This is a genomic window from Gilvimarinus chinensis DSM 19667 (genome assembly GCF_000377745.1).
Classification (GTDB): Bacteria; Pseudomonadota; Gammaproteobacteria; order Pseudomonadales; family Cellvibrionaceae; genus Gilvimarinus; species Gilvimarinus chinensis.
Genome location: NZ_KB898706.1, coordinates 1,106,766 through 1,125,093 on the forward strand (window position 1 = coordinate 1,106,766; position 18,328 = coordinate 1,125,093).

Genomic DNA, 18,328 nt, shown 5'->3' on the forward strand with positions numbered 1-18,328 from the left:
TTTCCGATACTTCATTTGTTAATCAGGGTAGTGAATAGAATAAGTTTTAGACGTCGGCTGAAACTCAGTTACCCAATTATTTTATCCCAGTCGGCAAGCCATCAATACTCTGCTTATTTTTCTTCTGCCAGTACTCGTTTATACCCGCATCCCCTTTTGCTCGCGCCCACTGATTAAGTTGATCACGTTCATCCTGATATTCAAAAAAAGGCACTGCCATTCCGCAAGAGGTTTGCACTAGCTCTACTTTCATATCAAAAATCTGCCTGGCACCCGGCAGCGGCGTGAAGTGTGAAACAAGAGCAGGCCAGTCATCATCTTTCGGTTGAACAGTTGTGGCCGTACCGTAGAGGCGCAGAATCATGGGCGCCCCCTCAAAAGCACAGAACATAATGGTCATACGTGGATTTGCTTTAACATGGGCGGCTGTTTCGTTACCGGAACCTGTAACGTTGAGCCAAATCAGTCGATTAGGGTTCAATACCCTTAAAGAGTCCATCCCCTTCGGAGACACATTAACCCGGCTGCTGTCAGTTGCCGTCGCAACAAAAAAGAGTTTCTGTTGACGGATAAATGCGTGAAGCTCTCGTCCTATAGTTTGATACTGGCGTCCCATCTGCCACTCCCTTTTTTTGGCGTGTAGTTATAAAGTGCTAAGGTTCTTTAGGCCTTTTTGCCACTGAGTGGTGATATCAAAATACCAGGTAAATGCGCGCTCGGTAAGCGGCTCTTTAATGTCCATAATATCAAAAGCGCGACCATCCTCACCCTCGCTTAGAGCTTGACCGGTAATTTCTAAACCTTGAATTTGAATAAACGCCTGCAGTTCGGGCGTACTGGTGCAAAAGAAGGCTTCTTCTTCGCTGGTGCCATTTCCCGACGACCAAATAGCCTCCACCAGTCCATCCAGCAGCACTTGATGGAAGCTGCTAGTGTCGGTATTACCCAGCATTTCTTCACACACCATGGCGGCATAGTGCGCGGGTAAACTAATAAAGTTGCTGTCGAGAATGGTTTGCGCATGGCGTTGGCAACTTTTCCAGTCCTCTGCGCCCAAAGCTTCAAACATAACCTGAGACAACACCAGCTCGGGCCCCGAGTAGGGCTGGTAGTAACTGGTTTGCACGTATATTTCCCGCAGGCTGATTAAATCCGGAAGGGTTGTATGAGAGCTAACGCTGTCGACCAGCTGATGGTATGTAACATCTGCTGGCAAATTAGTCGCCTTGTCGTCCGTTTGGGTATGACTACAAGCCGCCACCAATACCAGTGCTACCGCCAATCCTAATGCGCGCATCGCTAGACCCTACTCCTTCCTTTTATAAACCCACAGAAAACGCGAGCATAGCACGAGCCCTGTTAAAAAAAGTGGTCTTAGCCCGCTTTTGTCTTGAAGACAGAGCTTTAATGAAAGTGCATCTCGCAAGTAAATGCGAATAATTTGTAATACAATGCGCGCTCTATATTATGAATGTAAAACAGTGGTAACCATCATGCGCTCTTTTATGCTTATCCTACACCGGTACCTGGGATTGACCATCGCGGCCTTTCTGGTGATCACCGGTCTAACGGGGGCGATTATTTCCTGGGATCACGAGCTGGATGAATGGCTCAACCCCCACTTGAATAAGACTCACACCGAAGGCACCCCCATTGCGGCCACTGACCTGGCGACAATGGTTGAAAACGCATACCCCAAAGTCGAAGTCACCTATTTTGAGCTGGCGCCAGAGCCCGGCCACTCGCAATACTTTTGGGTGGCACCTCGAGTCAACCCCGAAACCGGCCACTTATACAAGCCCGAGTTTAACCAAGTGTATGTGGACCCGGTCAGCGGCGAGATTATGGGTAAACGCTTGTGGGGCCAAGTGTGGCCTATTACCGGTGAAACCTTTATGTCGTTCTTGTACAAGCTGCACTTTAGCTTGCACATTCCAGAGTTTTTCGACATTGATCACTGGGGCATTTGGTTGCTGGGCGTGATCGCCCTACTATGGACCTTCGATTGTTTTGTGGGCTTTTACCTCACTTTGCCACGCAACAAAGGCCGCGAGCGTAAAAACGGCCGCGGTTGGATGAATCGCTGGGCACCGGCATGGAAAATCCGCCGCACCGCAGGCCCGATACGTTTTAACTTTGATTTACACCGCGCGCTGGGCCTGTGGACCTGGCTGCTGCTGTTTGTCATTGCGTTTACGGCTTTTTCACTCAACTTGTACCGAGAGGTGTTTTTTCCAGTGATGTCCATGGTGTCAGATGTAACACCTTCACCTCTGGAAGAGCGCGCGCCCAACGACCACGACGACCCCATTACACCGACTCTGACCTTTAGCGATATCCAGACCCTGGCGCGCACCGAAGGTGATGCTATTGGCTGGACCCAACCGGTGGGCTCTATTTGGTACGCCCGTGAGTGGGGTATGTACCGGGTAGAGTATTTCGACGATGGCGATAGCCACGGTTCGGGTGGCGTGGGCCACGAGGCTTTGTTTTTCGACGGCCATACAGGCGAGGTGCTGGGCGACTTTGTGCCCTGGCAAGGTACGGCGGCCGATATTTTTGTACAGGCGCAATTTCCTTTGCACTCGGGTCGTATTCTCGGCTTACCCGGTCGCATCCTGATTTCCATTATGGGGATCGTAGTAGCCGCCCTCAGCATTACCGGGGTGATTATCTGGTGGCGCAAAGTAAAAGCCAAAGAAAAAAGGCTGGCTGAAATCCAAGCCCAAACACAACCCGTATAAGTTACCCCGCTGGCAAAGGTCATACTTGTGACACTTTGCCAGCATCACCAATACGACTAGCATTTTAATCTAAACGCCACCCCCTCTCCCGTTGCACCACAGTCATTCGCTTTCCTCTGCAATTCACACCTAAAAGGCTTGAACCAAGGCCTCAAGTAAGTTCAACTAGCCCTAGCGCTATTGAATTTATAACCCCTTTCTGAAAAGGTACTGAATGCACACTATCCAGATTGACATCGTCTCTGACATCGCTTGCCCCTGGTGCGCTATCGGTTATGCACGCCTGACACAGGCAATGGAGCAGCTCGCACCCGATTACCACTTTACTGTTCAGTGGCACGCCTTTGAGCTGGACCCTGACCACTCCGGCAAAGGTGAACCTATTCTTCCGGCTCTGGTACGAAAATACGGCGGTACGGAAGAGGAGATGCGCGCAAATCAGGAGCAAATGATCCAGGTAGCGAAGAGCCTGGGAATCAACTTTGACAAACTGCAAGAACGCTATACCTGCAATACATTCGACGGCCACCGTTTAGTGAAGTGGGCCGCTGAGCAAGGCAAGCAAACCGAGATGAAGCAGGCACTGTTTGAAGCATACTTTGGGCGCGCTGAAGATGTCTCACAGCAAAAGGTTCTCTTAGAGATTGTCACCCGGCTTGGGCTGGACGAGAAAGCTGCCCTAGAGGTATTGCAGTCGACGCAATTCGCTGATGCCGTGCGACAAGACGAAGCGACCTATCAGCAAGCCGGTGTAACGGCTGTACCTGCTTTTATTGTTAACCAAAAATATTTGATCTCTGGGGCACAAGAGCCAGCAACTTTGATACAGGCCTTTAAGGATATTAGCGCCGAGGCGGAGCAACCTTAAGAGCTTAAAGCTAAAGCCCACACATCGAAGTCGCTGACAATTATTGAACATGTCTATCGCGGTGGGTTAACAACGGCTCGACTATGCACGGTTAAAGCGAACGTGCATCGTAATCTTACTTTTGCCTCAGCTAACCACCACTGTCAGTTCAATAGTGTCAGTTGCTGCAACTGTCGATTGTGCCACTTGCTAAGGCAAACTAAACAGCTGACAGCCCCCAGCAGGGCCCAACCCATATCCGACTGCGTATCCCACTCATAGCCCTGAGTACCTAAAAATGCCTCGGCATTCTCGCCGGTAGCCAGTGCCACCCACCATTCGATCAACTCGTAAAAGGCGCTAAACGCCAAACACAAAGACACCACAAATAATGCGAGCCAACGGCCGGGCTTAACCACCTGCTGCCGTAAGAGAATTTCGCGCGCGAGCAGTGCCGGCACAAACCCCTGGAAGAAGTGACCGAGCTTATCGTAGTTATTGCGCTCACTGCCCCACAGGTTTTCAAACAGCGGGACCTCGGCATAGGTGTAGTGGCCGCCCACCATCAACACAATGCAGTGCATTAAAATTAATACCGACAATAAAGGCGTGAGCGGAAATTGATTTCGCGTAACGAGCAATAATAAAGCGCCGATAACCGCGGGAGCGACTTCAAGCACCCAAGTAAAATAGTCGTGAGGGGCAATGGCCGACCAGAGAAAAACGGCAATAAATACGGCCGCCCAGGCGAAGGTTTTTAATTGACGGCCTGACATTCTTGCTCTCGCTCAATCCAGTACACCACGTTAGACACCATTACAATACTGCCCGCGACGATCACACTGCCCGCCCCCACTATACTGCTGGCGATAAGGTCGTCTACACATTCGTCGTTAGTACAACTCAACGTCTGTTTGACTTGCGAGGTATCCAGCACCGCCTTACGCACTTGAATATTACATTCGGCATCGTACACATGAATGGTTTTTGGTTTTGCCACACAGCCACTTGCCAGTAGCCCAGTTGCAATAAGAGTAAAACAAAAAAAACGCATTGGGCGATCCTTTGCCAAGCCGGGGTTAATCAAAGCTGGTGACAATTGAGCTATAGGTGGCTTTTAATTTAGCCAATTCAAACGGCGGTTTAAAAAAGCCGTGGTAGTCACCGTAGGGGTTAATTAAAACAATATTACCCGAGTGATCCACGGTGTAGTCGTCGCCCTGGGTGACTTTGGTAAAAGCGACGTTCACCTGATTGGCAAAGCGGCGAATTTGCAGAAAGTCGCCGGTAACACCGATAAACTCCGGATTAAAATAACCCACATAATCTTTTAGTAACTCTGGCGTGTCGCGCGCCGGGTCCAGGCTCACCAGCACGCCCTGGGTTTGTTCAGCAATGTCGGCGGGCAGGTTTTGTTTTAGGCGCGCCATATCGGCCATGGTGGTGGGGCAGATATCCGGGCAGTGGGTAAAACCAAAAAACAGCAGCGACCACTGACCGGTTAAATCGTCTTTCGTAAAAGGCTCGCCGTTTTGGTCGAGTAACTCAAAGTCTTCAAAGCGGCGGGGCTTGTCGAACACGATGGCGCCGTTGAGCTGCAATTCGCTTTGGGTCATCACCCGGGGGCTGAGCAGCTTGTGCACCACCCCGGCTACCACCAGCGCCATAAATGCTACGCAACACAAAACCGTGATGAAAATACCGCGCCGGTTGGAAGAACTGCTCATTGCGCTTTTACCTAAACATCAATTGATTAAAAGATTAAACCGCGCCTATGGTTTGCGCAGGCAATATATAATGGTCCGCCAGCATCACCACAAACAGCGCCATCAAATAAATAATGGAATATTTAAAAGTTTCCATACCCAGGCCTTCGCGCTTACTCACCATGAGCATAAACGACCAGTACAAAAACCCGGCCCCCAGCACCAGCGCACCCACCAAATAAATCCAGTTCATCATGCCGGTAATAAACGGCAGCAAGGTCACCAGCACCATAATGATGGTGTACAGAAATATATGCAGCTTGGTGTACTGCTCGCCGTGGGTGACAGGCAGCATGGGAATATCGGCCTTGGCGTAGTCGTCTTTACGGTGGACCGCCAGGGCCCAGAAGTGCGGCGGCGTCCAGGCGAAAATAATCAGCACCAGCAAGAGCGCGTGGCCGTCAATGCTGCCGGTTACCGCCGTCCAGCCCAGCAGCGGCGGAGCGGCGCCAGCGATGCCGCCAATCACAATATTCTGCGGCGTGGCGCGCTTTAAAAACAGGGTGTACACCAGCGCATAACCGAGCAGCGAAATAAGCGTGAGCACGGCGGTTAAGATGTTAATAAACACCACCAGCAACGTCATACCCAAAGCACCGATAACCCCGGCAAACAGTAGCGCCTGCATGGGCTCGACCCGACCTTTGGCCACCGGGCGGTTTAAGGTGCGCGACATTTTCTGATCGATGGTGCGATCCACCAGGTGATTGACCGCCGCCGCCGAACCGGCGCACAGGGCGATGCCCAGATTGCCAATTAGCAGTACATCCAGCGGCACCATTCCGGGCACCGCCAGCAACATGCCGATCACCGAGGTGAGAATCATCAGCATGACCACCTTGGGTTTGGTCAGCTCGTAGTAATCGCGCCAACTGAGCGATTGGGCCAGTGCCTGTGTTTGTGCCATAAGCGTACCTATATCATTCTTATATGTGGTGCGTTGTCGTTAAGTACTTTGCGCCGTAAACACCCGATGCGTCAAGGTGACGAGGGTGAGCAACAGCAGCGCCCCCACGGCGTTATGCGTCACGGCGACTGCCAGCGGCAAATGCGCCATCACATTGGTAATGCCCAGGCTCACCTGCAGCGCCAGCACGGCCAGCAAGGTACCCGCCATATGCCGGGCGCAGCGAATTCCGAACAGCCGCACCACCAAGAGCAAAACCGCCAGGGTGACGACTATGGCCCCCAAACGATGGGCCATGTGAATGGCGGTGCGCGCCTCACCCTCCAGCAGACCACCCAAATAGTTGGGGCCAATGGTCTGGGCAAAATTAAAACCGCGCGCTACGTCCATCTCGGGCCACCACTTGCCATGGCAAGTGGGAAAGTCGGTACAGGCGAGGGCCGCATAGTTCGAGCTGGTCCAGCCGCCCAGGGCAATTTGTAGCACCACCAGTACTAACGCCAACAGCACCAGTGGTTTAAGCGCGCGTATTTTACCGGTCTGCTGGCTAATCCACTGCCAGGGCCCCAGGCGCTGGGCCAACAGCCACAGCAGACTTAAAGTGGCAAAGCCCCCCAGCAGGTGCGCAGTAACCACCTGGGGCCAAAGCTTAAGGGTGACCGTCCACATACCAAAGGCGGCCTGAATAATCACCAAAATTAGCAAGCCCAGGGTGTGGCCCTTGGGTAAAGGCTGCCCGGTTTGCGCAGCCCGGCGCCAGGTAAAAATGGTTAAACCCAGTATCAGCAAGCCCAGCAGCCCAGCGAAATGACGATGCACCATTTCCGGCCAGGTTTTATCGTGCTCGACCGGCGTTTCGGGGAAAAGCGCCTCGGCGGTGGCGACATGCTCTTCGGTGGTGGGCCAGGTTAAATGACCGTAACAACCGGGCCAATCGGGACAGCCCAGCCCCGCATCCACCAGCCGGGTAAAGGCCCCCAATACGACGACAACCGATGCCAGCGCAGTGGCCAACAGCGCCAAGCGAAAGCCCCAGGTAACGTTACTCTTCATAGGATGTCTTCAGCATTTTTTTAACGTCTTTTAATAAGTCGGCACCGTCAGTGTTGGGGCCGTAGCTCATCATTAAGTAGCCTTGTTGATCCATCAGAAAATAACGCCCCGCGCGATCGGGGTTCTGTGCTTCATTGGTCTCAGAAAGAGCGGCGTTTAACTCCTTACGGGGGGCTTCGAGAATACGCAGACGTGGGTGCTCTTTTTCCAGGTAGGCAGCAAACTGGGGCTCAATGACGCCGTCCAGCAACAGATAATAACGCTCCACCCGGCGGGCTTTTTCATTCAGGCGAATATGCACCTGACGGGTCAAATACAAGTTGTCGCGGCACACTTGGTCGCAGCTGCCGCTACCGGGAATCACATAACGCCATCGCACGGGTTGTTCAGCAAAATCCCAAGCCGCGCCGTCGGCAAAGCGCACGGGTAAATCCGGCAGATGCTGCGGTGGCTGCAATAATTTTCCTTTATTAACCGTGCCCTCGGGTATGCCCATACCTGTGTGGTAAATCACATAAGCGGCGATCATGGGCAGCGCCACCACCAGCATTAACAGTAACGCCTGAATCTGTCCGCGCCTTTTATTGGGCGCTTGTTGTTCCCCGCTCATACACACCTCTCTACTGCCTGTGCTTTTTATGTTTTATTACTTGCGCCACATTAGTGTTGGCAAACACGTTTAAAATAATCAGGGCAAGTGCCATAGCAAACCACTGTACCGCATAACCGGTGTGCTTGGACGAACTCATATTAATAGGCTGCCAAGCAGTGACAAACGCTCCCGTGCTGGCAGCATCCAACTTTAAATAGTAATCCGCTACCGGCTCGCCGAGTGACTGCGCCATTACCGACGGCACAACCTGTGTAATCACCTTGGGCCAGTTTTCGGTGTCGCTTTGCGCCGATAGCATAGGGTGATCGCTGGCGTAAGCCACCTCGGCAAAAATGGTAGTATCGCCCGTTATATTTTTTATTTCTGGTAATTGTTCGCGCCGCGCCGATGCGGGCAGCCAACCGCGATTGACCAGCACCCTATTGCCGTTATCCGAGATAAAGGGTTGCACCACTTCGTAGCCTGCCCTGCCATCGCGCAGGCGATTATCCACTAACCAGGTGTGATCAGAATCAAATTGTCCTTCAACCATAATACGCGTATAGGCTGCTGGGCTTTTTACGCTTTGCAAAGCAACCGGCGCGGCGGTTTGCCTTTGTGCCAGCTGCCCCTCTAAGTCTCGTTTTTCATCGGCGCGGTTTAATTGCCAAATTCCTAAACCGATTAACAGCGGTAGGAATATCAGTGATAACACCAAAATCCAGGTATTGGGCGTAAAGCGTAACGTGGGTTTGCCTCGGGGTGTCACGGTTTTGGCTGCCTTTACATCGTTGATAACTCAAATATCCAGCAAGCGTTTAGAGTTATCTGGCTTTGCGTTACTATCGCTGTCTATCCATTCATATTCTAATAATCAGGGTTCACTATGTGGCTTAAAATTATTATCCTAATTTTATTTATCGGCGTGGTCTTAAGCCTGACCGCCGGTCTCAATTATTTACTGCGCGATGCCGGTGTGCCCGGCACTAAGCGAACGCTGTATGCGTTGGGTATTCGCATTACCCTCGCTATCTTGATGATGATGTTCGTAGGCTATGGTTTTTACACTGGCATTCTGACCGATACCGCGCCCTGGGATCAGCATCTGCGCTAAAAGTCACTATCGCGCAAGCTGCAATAAGTTGGGCCAAATTTATTTGGCCCAACTTAAAAGCCTTAACCAAATACATACACCACAAAGAATAGGCCTACCCACACCACGTCCACAAAGTGCCAGTACCAGCTGGCCGCTTCAAAGCCGAAGTTATCATCGGGTTTAAAGTGACCTTTTAGCACCGAGCGCAGCCACATCACCAACAGCATAATGGTACCCATGGTCACGTGGGCGCCGTGAAAGCCTGTCAGCATAAAGAAGGTGGTGCCGTAAATACCGGACTGCAAGGTCAGGCCCAACTCGTGGTAGGCGTGAATATACTCTTCAGCCTGCAGGAACAAAAAGATAAAACCCAGCAAAACAGTTACGCCCAGCATAATGTTGAACTGTTTGCGGTTGTTGTTTTTGATGGCAGTGTGAGCAAAGTGTACGGTGACACTGGAGCTTAACAACACAACGGTATTCCAAAACGGCAGCCAGCTAAACAAACCGCCAAAGCCCGGCCAGCTCATGGCGGCATCCGGCCCGACTTTCGTCGCGCCCTCGCCATTAGCGGCCATATCCGGTGTGGTCATTAGGGGCCATTCGTTAGCAAAGCCTGGCCACAAGAGTACGTTATCCACGCCATCGCCTTCACCGGCAAGCCAGGGCAGCGCCAGGGCGCGAATATAAAACAGCGCACCGAAGAAGGCGGCAAAGAACATCACCTCAGAGAAAATAAACCAGCCCATACCGATCACGTAGGAGCGTTTTAACTGCGGGCTGTTAAGACCCGCCATATTTTCGCTGATAACAATGCTGAACCAGTTCCACAACACCGCAGCAAAGGTTAAGCCGCCAGCAAAAAACAGCCAGGGGCCAGACGAATTGCCATTCATCCAATTGGCTGCACCAAATACCGTTAAAAACAAACCAAAGCTGGCAAAAATCGGCAGCTTGCTCTGTTCCGGTACGTAGTAGGTTCCTCCACTCATAATCTACTCCCCGCGCAAAATGTTATTGTTCTGCGGTTAATGTTATTGGTCGGTAACGACCATGCTTAACAACTCTTCTTTGCTGAAGCGGTCGGTGACATCAAACAAGGTATAGCTAAGTGTCACCGTTTTGATGTGTTCGGGCAGATCCTGGTCGATGATGAAATACATCGGCAATTCTGCCTCGGTACCCGCCAACAGCGCCTGTTGGTTAAAACAAAAACATTCGGTTTTGTGAAAGTAACTGCTGGCCTTGTAGGGCGTAAGCGACGGAATGGCCTGGCCGATCATATCTTTACCGGTGGTGTTTTTAACCCGGTAATTAATCCGTGTTTGCTCACCCGGGTGAACCGTGACGGTTTTTACCTCGGGGCCAAACTGCCAGGGCATGCCTGAGTTATTGGTGGCGACAAACTGCACTTTAATGTCGCGGCTGGTATCGACTACCGCATCTACCGCTTCGTACTTGTCACCTGTTTTGCCGTTTAATCCGGTAATCTCACAAAAGGCGTCGTACAGCGGCGGCATCACAAACAGGGCGAATAATAAAAACCCAAAGGATGTCACCGCCAGCTTTAGACTAAGCCTTTTTATCGGATCGGTTGGCAGTAACTTCACACACAAAACCTATATAAGCTCACGAACAATTCAATGAGACGATTTAAACTCCGGTGGCTCGCTAAAGGTGTGGTAAGGCGCCGGTGAGGGCACGGTCCACTCCAAGCCTTCGGGGTTTTCCCACACTTCGTCGGTGGCTTTTTTGCCGCCTACAATGGTGGCGATCACGTTGTACAAAAACAGTACCTGCGCTGCACCAAACAAGAAGGCGCCCACGGAGGAAATCATATTCCAGTCGGCAAACATCATGTTGTAGTCGGGAATACGACGGGGCATACCCGCCAAGCCCGAAAAGTGCATGGGGAAGAAAGTCACGTTAAGGCCGATAAACGCCAGCCAGAAATGCAGCTTGCCCATGGTCTCGTTGTACATATTGCCGCACCACTTGGGCAGCCAGTAGTACACGCCCGCGGTGATGGAGAAAATAGCACCGGGCACCAGCACATAGTGGAAGTGCGCCACCACAAAGTAGGTATCGTGATACTGGAAGTCCGCCGGGGCGATGGCGAGCATCAAGCCCGAGAAGCCGCCGATGGTGAACAAAATTACAAAGGCAATAGAGAACAGCATGGGGGTTTCAAAGGTCATGGCACCTTTGAACATAGTCGCCACCCAGTTGAACACTTTTACCCCGGTGGGCACGGCGATCAGCATGGTGGCCCACATAAAGAACAGCTCACCGGCAATGGGCAGACCCACGGTAAACATATGGTGCGCCCAGACCACAAAGCTTAAAAAGGCAATGGCGGCGGTGGCGTACACCATAGACGCGTAACCAAACAGCGGCTTGCGTGCAAAGGTGGGAATGATCGCCGAGACAATACCAAAGGCCGGCAGAATCATGATGTACACCTCGGGATGACCGAAGAACCAGAACACATGCTGGAACAGAACCGGGTCACCGCCACCGGCGGCATCGAAGAAGCTGGTGCCAAAGTGAATGTCCATCAGCATCATGGTGACCACACCCGCCAGTACCGGCATTACCGCAATCAGCAAAAAGGCGGTAATTAACCAGGTCCAGACGAACAGCGGCATTTTCATGTAGGTCATGCCGGGGGCGCGCATATTGACGATGGTGGCGATGATATTAATCGCCCCCATAATCGAGCTGGCACCCATAATGTGGATGGCAAAAATAAAGAAAGTCACCGACGGCGGGGCGTAGGTGGTGGACAGCGGTGCGTAGAAGGTCCAACCAAAGTTGGGGGCGCCGCCGTCCATAAACAGCGTGGACGAGAGCATTGCAAACGCAAACGGCAGAATCCAGAAACTCCAGTTATTCATGCGCGGCAGTGCCATATCCGGCGCGCCTATCTGCATGGGAATCATCCAGTTGGCCAAGCCCACAAACGCGGGCATAACCGCACCGAACACCATCACCAAACCGTGCATGGTGGTCATCTGGTTAAAAAAGTTAGGGTCGACGATTTGCAGGCCGGGCTGGAACAGCTCGGCGCGAATCACCAGGGCGAAAATACCGCCCAGAAAAAACATGGCAAAACTAAACCACAGATACATGCTGCCAATATCTTTGTGGTTGGTGGTATACAACCAGCGCGTAATGCCTTTTGCGGGACCGTGAGCCATTGTCTACCTCCTTATTTGCCCTGTTTATGGTTATAAATATCGAGCGGTTGAGCCAAATCGCCCATGTTGTTACCCCAAGCGTTACGCTCGTAGGTCACCACGGCGGCGATATCGACTTCAGACAATTGCTCACCAAATGCCTGCATAGCGGTACCCGGTACACCGTTTACCACTACGTCTATGTGATCTTGAATGGGCCCTACCGCAATGCCCTCTTTCAGGCTGGGGAAGGTGCCCGGCAGGCCCTCACCATTGGCCTGGTGACAGGCGGCGCAGGAGCGGTTGTACACCTCTTCACCCTGGGCGTAAAGCTCGTCAAAGGTAAAGGTTTTTTCGGTCAACTCGGCAAGCGCAGCGGCGGCGGCTTTTTTCTCGTCCAGCCAGGCGCGGTATTCCTCTTGGGTTTTGGCCTCCACCACAATGGGCATAAAGCCGTGGTCTTTACCACACAGCTCGGCGCACTGGCCGCGATAGGTGCCGGGCTCTTCAATAATCGCCCAGGAGTCGTTGGTAAAACCGGGAATCGCATCGCGCTTAACGCCGAAGTCGGGTACCCACCAATTGTGAATCACATCGTTGGCGGTGACGATAAAGCGGATTTTTTTACCCACGGGCAATACCAGGGGTTCATCCACTTCCAACAGATAATTGGGGTTTTTCTCGGCAAAGCCTTCAATTTCGTCGCGCGGGGTAGAGAGGTTACTGAAGAAGCTGACGTCTTCACCCAGAATTTCGTACTTCCAGCGCCACTGATAGCCGGTAATTAATACATCGACTTCGGATTCGCGAGTGTCGTACAAATTAATAAGGGATTTGGAGGCGGGAATGCCCATCAGCACCAGGATTAAAATCGGGATGGCGGTCCAGGTTAACTCGAGCCAGGTGCTCTCGTGAAAGTTGGCCGGTTTTACGCCGCGGGATTTTCTGTGCAGGAACATGCTGACAAACATGATGCCGAACACCACGACCCCGATACCGACACACCACCAGAACATCTGCATATGCAGGCCGTGGATGTCTTGACTGACCGGCGTCACCCCCCGGGTCATATTGAACTTCAACGACTCAGTTTCGTCTGCCAGAGCCAGTTGACTCGTGAGCAGCACTGCGAAACCGAGCATACGGGCACAGAGCCCACCTGCTGCTTTCAACATTGCCCATCTTCTCCGTTAGTGGTTTCGTTATGATTATTGTTAGGAAGAGCACGATACCTTCTGGCTCACCTTTATTTTTTAGTTGCGCCGCCTGGCCTTGGCACTTATCGTGCCGCCAAATTACTGCCACAAAACACCCACGCAAAGTTATCGCCACTTTGTTACAACGAGTGGGATTCGCTTTGTGAGTTTATTAGTACCAGCGAAAAGTGCGGAAGGGTACGACAAATAAACTGCGGCAAATCGTCGCAACTACAGGCGATAATGTGGCCATAGGGCAACAAAAAAGTCAAACAATTTATCGTCAATTCGTTCACCAGCCAGACAAATTGCACAATGAAAACTCTACTTAAGATCACATCAATTCACCGTTGGCAGCACTACCACCGCGGTGTTTGGCCGCTGGTGTGGCCGATTTTACTGAGCAATTTATCGGTGCCTTTGTTGGGTGCGGTGGACACCGCCATTCTTGGTCACCTGCCCGAGGCCAGGTTTTTAGGTGCGGTTGCACTCGGCAGTAGCATCATCACTATGCTGTTTTGGTCGCTGGGTTTTTTACGTATGGGCACGACCAGTTTGGTTTCACGGGCGGTAGGCGGGCACAATTTTGATGAGTCTGTTGCGCTGTGGTTGCGCTCGGCCGTGCTGGCTTTTTTATTGTCGGTTCTCGTGATCGGGCTTGGCCAATGGCTGGTGCCCGTTGCCCTCAAACTGATGGCACCGGCCACGGACATCAGTCCGCTAGCCGCCAGCTACTGCCAAATTCGCCTGCTAAGCGCCCCCGCCACGTTACTCAATTACACCCTGATTGGCTGGTTTATTGGCCAACAGGACACCCGCCGCCCGCTGTTGATTTTGGTGTTTACCAATGCACTCAATATTGTTTTAGACCTAGCGTTTATTTTGGGGATGGGACTCAATAGCGATGGCGCTGCCTGGGCGAGTGTGTGTGCCGAATACTCTGCCGCCCTCTTGGGTCTTGCCCTATTCGCGCATAAATTAAGACAATTGCCACTGGCGGCTCGATTGGCTCAGCAACTGCAAAAACTAACGCAGTTACCTGCGTATTTGCCACTTTTAACGGTTAATCGGCACCTTTTCGTGCGCACTGCCTGCCTGCTCGGGGTGTTTCTGTTCTTCACCGCTCAAGGCGCGCGCACCGGCACCCATGTGGTGGCAGCCAACGCCATTTTACTGCAATTGTTGCTGCTCACCTCACACGCGCTAGACGGCTTTGCCCACGCCGCCGAAGCATTGTGCGGCAAAGCCACCGGAGAGCAAAACCGCATCGAGTTTTTGCGTGTGTGCGGTGCCACAACCTCAATGGCGCTTGCTACTGCCCTGGGTATAAGTCTGACGTTCGTCTTGGGGAAATCGATATGGCTAGACTTGTTTACGGCGATTGAGCCTGTCTTAGCGGAGGCCTCCCGCCAATTTAACTGGGTCATTGCACTGCCCCTTTTGACTATTTGGGCCTACCAGTTAGACGGCATTTTTTTAGGGGCCGGTCTGACTCGCGCTATGCAGTACACCATGCTGAGCTGTACGTTGGCTGTGTTTTTTCCCCTTTGGTACTTCAGTCAAAGCTGGGGTAACACCGGCTTATGGTTTGCGTTTTGCGGTTTTAATTTTGCACGCAGTATCGCTATGGGGTGGGTATTCAAACGCTATCTGCACCTTAGTCAGGTTGGCTAAAAAAGGGGTGGTTAACGCACTGCACAGCCCCTTTTACAGGCGCGATAAGGCTTCTTGCCAAACCAACTAAGAAAAGCTCGCACCTGGCACCTGCTGCCAGGTCAATAACGATCTTTACAATTTTTCCAGTGCCATTCCCTTGCAAAGCTGGGCTTTTATATTATTTTTTCAGTTAACTAAGCGATATCCCGTCAAATTCCAGGGTAGGTTCATGCAGTTACGGGTCAAAACCAAACCTTATACCGAGACTATTGTGAACCCGGCCACTTACGAACCTGTACCTTTTGTCGACCGTATTGAGGCTATCCGCCAGCTCATAGACGGTGCAGCACAAGCCGAATCTGAGACGATTTCACTGGTGGATCGCCTGCACCTACGCCATCCTCAATTACACAGTGCCATTCACCTGGAAAGCGACACCGCCCCCCTGCTGCTGGCAGACTTTGTAGTGCGCTACATAGAGCATGTGCCCGACTTTATCGAGGCCATCCATGCCATTGCAAATGAGGCTGATATCTCCAGCGGAGTTGAACCATTGCTGGACATCGCGATTGATTACTTTCTCAGCCCACCTGATTTACTCAAAGGTCACAGCGCCATGGAGTCGCTGCTGGGTGAGGCCTACCTCGCGCATCGCCTGCTTGAGGAAATAAACGACCGCTTTATCGGTCTCGGTGGCGCACCGCTGGTGCCTATGGATATGACCCGCGCCAACCTGATCGCACACGAACTGATTGGTGAGCCTTTTGCCAATGAACTGGACCAGGCAGTGCTGTTTTCAGCGGATTTATTACTTACGGAATACAACTTTAAAGGTGAGGCTTTTGAGCGGTTTTTTTGCAAACACCGAGAACAGGGGTGGTCAGTAGAGCTGTCGCGCTGGCCCTGCCTGGCGGCAGACCGCGCGATTTTTCTGAATTTTGAACGCTAGCGAATTAGTTTTCCTGCGTGTTAATCGGTAGGATTTTAACCACATCCTCATCGATTTCTGTTTTTGCCTGATTCACCCTGGTCGGTAACTCACGGCTATTGCCGGGAAAGTGCAGCTCATCCAAAAAGCCACACTCGACACATTCGCGGTAGTCTTTGTCGTCTTTGCTGTAGACCTTAATTCGATCCATGGCCTCACAACGCGGGCAAACGGCCCCGGCCAAAAACCGGGGCGTGGTGCTGTAAACGCTCACGAGGCCTCCTCAAGCAAGCCACTGTGGCGCAGCAACGGTTCGATGGAGGGCTCACGGCCGCGAAAACTCACAAACAAATGCATGGGCTCGCGCGAGCCACCGCGCTGTAAAATTTCCTGCAAAAAGCGAGTGCCGGTTTGCGGGTTAAAAATTCCCTCTTCTTCAAACGCCGAGAAAGCATCCGCCGACAGCACCTCGGCCCATTTGTAACTGTAATAACCGGCCGCATAACCGCCAGCAAAAATATGACTGAAGCCATTTTCAAAGCGGTTAAACTCAGGCTGCGGCACAACCGCCACCTCGCGACGCACTTCGTTGATTAACTCCGTTGCAGCCACCGGATGCTCGGGGTTGTACTCGGCATGCAGCCGGAAATCAAACAGCGAAAACTCCAGCTGCCGCATCATTTGCATGCCCGATTGAAAGTTTTTCGCCGCCAGCATTTTATCCAGCAAATCTTTGGGCAGTGGCTCGCCGGTTTCGTAATGGCTGGAAATCAAGCCTATGACTTCCTCTTGCCAGCACCAGTTTTCCAGAAACTGGCTCGGCAGCTCTACCGCATCCCAGGCCACACCGTTGATGCCGCTGACCGCCGCGATATCGATTTGCGTCAGCATGTGATGCAAGCCGTGACCAAACTCATGGAATAACGTGGTGACCTCATCGTGGGTTAACAGCGAAGGCGTATCGCCCACGGGCGGGGTGAAATTACAGGTTAAAAAGGCCACTGGCTGCTGCAGGCCATCTTGAGTTTGACGGCGCACCCGGCAATCGGCCATCCACGCACCACCGCGTTTGTGCTCGCGGGCGAACAAATCCAGGTAGAAGCTGGCGACTTGCTGACCGTCTTTATAAATCTGGTAAAAGCGCACGTCCGGGTGCCATGAGTCGAAACTCGCCACGGGCAGAATATCAATGCCGAACAAGCGCCCCACCACCTCGAACATACCGCTGATGACCTTTTCGGCGGGAAAGTAAGGGCGCAGCGCCTCTTGGGAAATATCGTATTTTTGCTGCCGTAGTTGCTCGCTGTAGTACGCCAGATCCCAGGCCTGAATATCCGTGCAGCCCTGTTCGGCGGCATAGGCCTTCAGCTCGGCGAAGTCCGCCTCGGCCTGAGGCTTGGATTTTTCTGCCAGCTCCTGCAAAAAGCCCAGTACCTGCGCGGGTGATTCGGCCATCTTCGTGGCCAGCGAACGCTCGGCGTAGTTGTTAAAACCCAGCAGTTTGGCCAGCTCGTGGCGCAGTGCCAGAGTCTCGGCAATCAAGCCGGTGTTATCCCACTCGGCGGCGCTGGAGCCATCGGCTTTAAGCCCCAGGCTGGAGGCGCGAGTCACGAAAGCGCGGTACAGCTCTTCACGCAGGTCGCGGTCCTCGGCGTACATCATCACTGCCAAGTAAGAGGGGAAGTCCAGGGTGATCACATAGCCACCCAGCGGCTGGCCATTGTCGTGTTTTTTCTGCTCTCCGGCCTGTTTGGCCTGTGCCAGCGCCGATTCGGGCAGACCCGCCAAGGGTTCGGCAGAATCGAAATGCTTGTACCAGGCGCCGGTGGCATCCAGCACGTTGTTGGAAAAGGTGGTCGAAAGCTCACTCAGGCGCTTCACAATATCGCCGTAGCGTTTTTTGTCGTCACCCTCCAAAGCCACACCACCTAATTTAAAATCGCGCAACGCGTTGTCCACCACCTTTTTTTGCGTGGTGGATAACTGCTGATACTCAGGGCTGTCTGCCAGTGCTTGATAGGCCTGATACAGCTCGCGGTTTTGCGACACCTCGGTGCTGTATTCAGTTAACAGCGCGATGCTGGCATTGTAGGCATCGCGCAGCTCAGGGTTATTGGCCACGGCGTTCAGATGGCTGACCGGAGAGAAAGCGCGCTCAAGCTTGTCGTCTTCGGCTTCCAGAGGCGCTACCAGGTTGTCCCAGGTAGGGTGTTCAAGACCCGCCAGCAGCTCGTTCAGATGCACTCGCCCCTCGTCGATCAGCTGGCGTACCGCCGGCTCCACATGTTCGGGTTTAATTTGGCTAAACGGCGGCAGGGCCGCGTCGGTTAACAGTGGATTGGCTGCGGTTTGGTCGGTCATTCT

20 protein-coding genes are annotated in these 18,328 nt (G+C 52.6%); 5 read left to right on the forward strand and 15 right to left on the reverse strand.

Annotated elements, in window-relative coordinates:
- Nucleotides 1–76: 76 nt before the first annotated feature.
- On the reverse strand, nucleotides 77–616 hold the full coding sequence (locus tag D568_RS0105165; protein ID WP_020208516.1) for a pyridoxamine 5'-phosphate oxidase family protein: 540 nt from the start codon (nucleotides 614–616) through the stop codon (nucleotides 77–79).
- 27 nt (nucleotides 617–643) lie between these two features.
- Nucleotides 644–1,297, reverse strand: a complete 654-nt coding sequence (locus D568_RS19330) for a DUF4919 domain-containing protein (RefSeq protein ID WP_020208517.1) — start codon at nucleotides 1,295–1,297, stop codon at nucleotides 644–646.
- A gap of 196 nt (nucleotides 1,298–1,493) precedes the next feature.
- Here D568_RS19330 and D568_RS0105175 point away from each other — a divergent pair, with 196 nt between their 5' ends.
- Both D568_RS0105175 and D568_RS0105180 read left to right on the forward strand, forming a co-directional pair.
- Nucleotides 1,494–2,744: a PepSY-associated TM helix domain-containing protein gene (locus tag D568_RS0105175; protein WP_020208518.1), complete on the forward strand. Its 1,251-nt coding sequence runs from the start codon at nucleotides 1,494–1,496 to the stop codon at nucleotides 2,742–2,744.
- Between the two features lie 214 nt (nucleotides 2,745–2,958).
- Nucleotides 2,959–3,612, forward strand: coding sequence for a DsbA family oxidoreductase (locus D568_RS0105180; protein WP_020208519.1), 654 nt, complete (start codon nucleotides 2,959–2,961; stop codon nucleotides 3,610–3,612).
- A 143-nt stretch (nucleotides 3,613–3,755) separates the two neighbouring features.
- Here D568_RS0105180 and D568_RS0105185 read toward each other — a convergent pair whose 3' ends face one another.
- From D568_RS0105185 to D568_RS19345, 7 genes are all read right to left on the reverse strand, one after another.
- On the reverse strand, nucleotides 3,756–4,367 hold the full coding sequence (locus D568_RS0105185; protein ID WP_020208520.1) for a DUF2238 domain-containing protein: 612 nt from the start codon (nucleotides 4,365–4,367) through the stop codon (nucleotides 3,756–3,758).
- Nucleotides 4,349–4,591, reverse strand: coding sequence for a hypothetical protein (locus tag D568_RS19335; RefSeq protein ID WP_157497629.1), 243 nt, complete (start codon nucleotides 4,589–4,591; stop codon nucleotides 4,349–4,351). The genes D568_RS0105185 and D568_RS19335 overlap by 19 nt, the downstream gene beginning before the upstream one ends.
- A 79-nt stretch (nucleotides 4,592–4,670) precedes the next feature.
- Nucleotides 4,671–5,318, reverse strand: a complete 648-nt coding sequence (locus D568_RS0105195) for an SCO family protein (protein ID WP_020208522.1) — start codon at nucleotides 5,316–5,318, stop codon at nucleotides 4,671–4,673.
- 34 nt (nucleotides 5,319–5,352) lie between these two features.
- The gene (gene cyoE, locus D568_RS0105200) at nucleotides 5,353–6,264 is read right to left on the reverse strand and encodes a heme o synthase (protein WP_020208523.1); all 912 of its coding nucleotides are present in this window, start codon (nucleotides 6,262–6,264) and stop codon (nucleotides 5,353–5,355) included.
- A gap of 39 nt (nucleotides 6,265–6,303) precedes the next feature.
- Complete coding sequence (locus D568_RS0105205; RefSeq protein WP_020208524.1) at nucleotides 6,304–7,317, reverse strand: COX15/CtaA family protein; 1,014 nt, start codon at nucleotides 7,315–7,317, stop codon at nucleotides 6,304–6,306.
- Nucleotides 7,307–7,927 carry a hypothetical protein gene (locus D568_RS19340; RefSeq protein ID WP_020208525.1) on the reverse strand — a complete coding sequence of 207 codons (621 nt, stop codon included), beginning with the start codon at nucleotides 7,925–7,927 and terminating at the stop codon, nucleotides 7,307–7,309. Before D568_RS19340 ends, D568_RS0105205 begins: the two co-directional genes overlap by 11 nt.
- A 10-nt stretch (nucleotides 7,928–7,937) precedes the next feature.
- Complete coding sequence (locus D568_RS19345; RefSeq protein ID WP_020208526.1) at nucleotides 7,938–8,678, reverse strand: SURF1 family protein; 741 nt, start codon at nucleotides 8,676–8,678, stop codon at nucleotides 7,938–7,940.
- A 117-nt stretch (nucleotides 8,679–8,795) separates the two neighbouring features.
- Between D568_RS19345 and D568_RS0105220 the strand changes: the two genes are divergently transcribed.
- Nucleotides 8,796–9,023 carry a DUF2909 domain-containing protein gene (locus tag D568_RS0105220; protein ID WP_020208527.1) on the forward strand — a complete coding sequence of 76 codons (228 nt, stop codon included), beginning with the start codon at nucleotides 8,796–8,798 and terminating at the stop codon, nucleotides 9,021–9,023.
- 62 nt (nucleotides 9,024–9,085) lie between these two features.
- Here the strand turns inward: D568_RS0105220 and D568_RS0105225 are convergent, their stop codons facing one another.
- The 4 genes from D568_RS0105225 to coxB are packed head-to-tail and all read right to left on the reverse strand — an operon-like array spanning nucleotide 9,086 to nucleotide 13,359.
- The gene (locus tag D568_RS0105225; protein WP_020208528.1) at nucleotides 9,086–9,997 is read right to left on the reverse strand and encodes a cytochrome c oxidase subunit 3; all 912 of its coding nucleotides are present in this window, start codon (nucleotides 9,995–9,997) and stop codon (nucleotides 9,086–9,088) included.
- Nucleotides 9,998–10,039: 42 nt separating this feature from the next.
- Entirely contained in the window at nucleotides 10,040–10,615 is a 576-nt protein-coding gene (locus tag D568_RS0105230) for a cytochrome c oxidase assembly protein (RefSeq protein WP_020208529.1), read from the reverse strand.
- Nucleotides 10,616–10,645: 30 nt separating this feature from the next.
- The gene (gene ctaD / locus D568_RS0105235) at nucleotides 10,646–12,205 is read right to left on the reverse strand and encodes a cytochrome c oxidase subunit I (RefSeq protein WP_020208530.1); all 1,560 of its coding nucleotides are present in this window, start codon (nucleotides 12,203–12,205) and stop codon (nucleotides 10,646–10,648) included.
- Between the two features lie 11 nt (nucleotides 12,206–12,216).
- On the reverse strand, nucleotides 12,217–13,359 hold the full coding sequence (gene coxB / locus D568_RS0105240) for a cytochrome c oxidase subunit II (RefSeq protein ID WP_020208531.1): 1,143 nt from the start codon (nucleotides 13,357–13,359) through the stop codon (nucleotides 12,217–12,219).
- Between the two features lie 336 nt (nucleotides 13,360–13,695).
- On the opposite strand from coxB, the gene D568_RS0105245 reads away from it, so the two are divergent.
- Both D568_RS0105245 and D568_RS0105250 read left to right on the forward strand, forming a co-directional pair.
- Nucleotides 13,696–15,054 carry an MATE family efflux transporter gene (locus D568_RS0105245; RefSeq protein ID WP_020208532.1) on the forward strand — a complete coding sequence of 453 codons (1,359 nt, stop codon included), beginning with the start codon at nucleotides 13,696–13,698 and terminating at the stop codon, nucleotides 15,052–15,054.
- A gap of 211 nt (nucleotides 15,055–15,265) precedes the next feature.
- Nucleotides 15,266–15,985 (forward strand): hypothetical protein, encoded by a 720-nt coding sequence (locus tag D568_RS0105250; RefSeq protein WP_020208533.1) that lies wholly within the window; start codon nucleotides 15,266–15,268, stop codon nucleotides 15,983–15,985.
- A 4-nt stretch (nucleotides 15,986–15,989) separates the two neighbouring features.
- On the opposite strand, the gene D568_RS0105255 is transcribed toward D568_RS0105250, so the two are convergent.
- Together D568_RS0105255 and prlC are read right to left on the reverse strand one after the other, a co-directional pair.
- The gene (locus tag D568_RS0105255; protein ID WP_020208534.1) at nucleotides 15,990–16,238 is read right to left on the reverse strand and encodes a YheV family putative zinc ribbon protein; all 249 of its coding nucleotides are present in this window, start codon (nucleotides 16,236–16,238) and stop codon (nucleotides 15,990–15,992) included.
- Nucleotides 16,235–18,325, reverse strand: coding sequence for an oligopeptidase A (prlC, locus tag D568_RS0105260; RefSeq protein ID WP_020208535.1), 2,091 nt, complete (start codon nucleotides 18,323–18,325; stop codon nucleotides 16,235–16,237). Before prlC ends, D568_RS0105255 begins: the two co-directional genes overlap by 4 nt.
- Nucleotides 18,326–18,328: the final 3 nt, after the last annotated feature.

What these genes read in the sequence shown, in the direction of transcription:
- D568_RS0105185 (WP_020208520.1), bottom strand. Translation starts at nt 4,367, where the DNA reads ATGTCAGGCCGTCAATTAAAAACCTTCGCCTGGGCGGCCGTATTTATT.
- D568_RS0105165 (WP_020208516.1), bottom strand. Translation starts at nt 616, where the DNA reads ATGGGACGCCAGTATCAAACTATAGGACGAGAGCTTCACGCATTTATC.
- coxB (WP_020208531.1), bottom strand. Translation starts at nt 13,359, where the DNA reads ATGTTGAAAGCAGCAGGTGGGCTCTGTGCCCGTATGCTCGGTTTCGCA.
- D568_RS0105225 (WP_020208528.1), bottom strand. Translation starts at nt 9,997, where the DNA reads ATGAGTGGAGGAACCTACTACGTACCGGAACAGAGCAAGCTGCCGATT.
- D568_RS0105175 (WP_020208518.1), top strand. Translation starts at nt 1,494, where the DNA reads ATGCGCTCTTTTATGCTTATCCTACACCGGTACCTGGGATTGACCATC.
- D568_RS19330 (WP_020208517.1), bottom strand. Translation starts at nt 1,297, where the DNA reads ATGCGCGCATTAGGATTGGCGGTAGCACTGGTATTGGTGGCGGCTTGT.
- prlC (WP_020208535.1), bottom strand. Translation starts at nt 18,325, where the DNA reads ATGACCGACCAAACCGCAGCCAATCCACTGTTAACCGACGCGGCCCTG.
- D568_RS0105245 (WP_020208532.1), top strand. Translation starts at nt 13,696, where the DNA reads ATGAAAACTCTACTTAAGATCACATCAATTCACCGTTGGCAGCACTAC.
- D568_RS0105180 (WP_020208519.1), top strand. Translation starts at nt 2,959, where the DNA reads ATGCACACTATCCAGATTGACATCGTCTCTGACATCGCTTGCCCCTGG.
- ctaD (WP_020208530.1), bottom strand. Translation starts at nt 12,205, where the DNA reads ATGGCTCACGGTCCCGCAAAAGGCATTACGCGCTGGTTGTATACCACC.
- D568_RS19340 (WP_020208525.1), bottom strand. Translation starts at nt 7,927, where the DNA reads ATGAGCGGGGAACAACAAGCGCCCAATAAAAGGCGCGGACAGATTCAG.
- cyoE (WP_020208523.1), bottom strand. Translation starts at nt 6,264, where the DNA reads ATGGCACAAACACAGGCACTGGCCCAATCGCTCAGTTGGCGCGATTAC.
- D568_RS0105220 (WP_020208527.1), top strand. Translation starts at nt 8,796, where the DNA reads ATGTGGCTTAAAATTATTATCCTAATTTTATTTATCGGCGTGGTCTTA.
- D568_RS0105205 (WP_020208524.1), bottom strand. Translation starts at nt 7,317, where the DNA reads ATGAAGAGTAACGTTACCTGGGGCTTTCGCTTGGCGCTGTTGGCCACT.
- D568_RS0105195 (WP_020208522.1), bottom strand. Translation starts at nt 5,318, where the DNA reads ATGAGCAGTTCTTCCAACCGGCGCGGTATTTTCATCACGGTTTTGTGT.
- D568_RS0105250 (WP_020208533.1), top strand. Translation starts at nt 15,266, where the DNA reads ATGCAGTTACGGGTCAAAACCAAACCTTATACCGAGACTATTGTGAAC.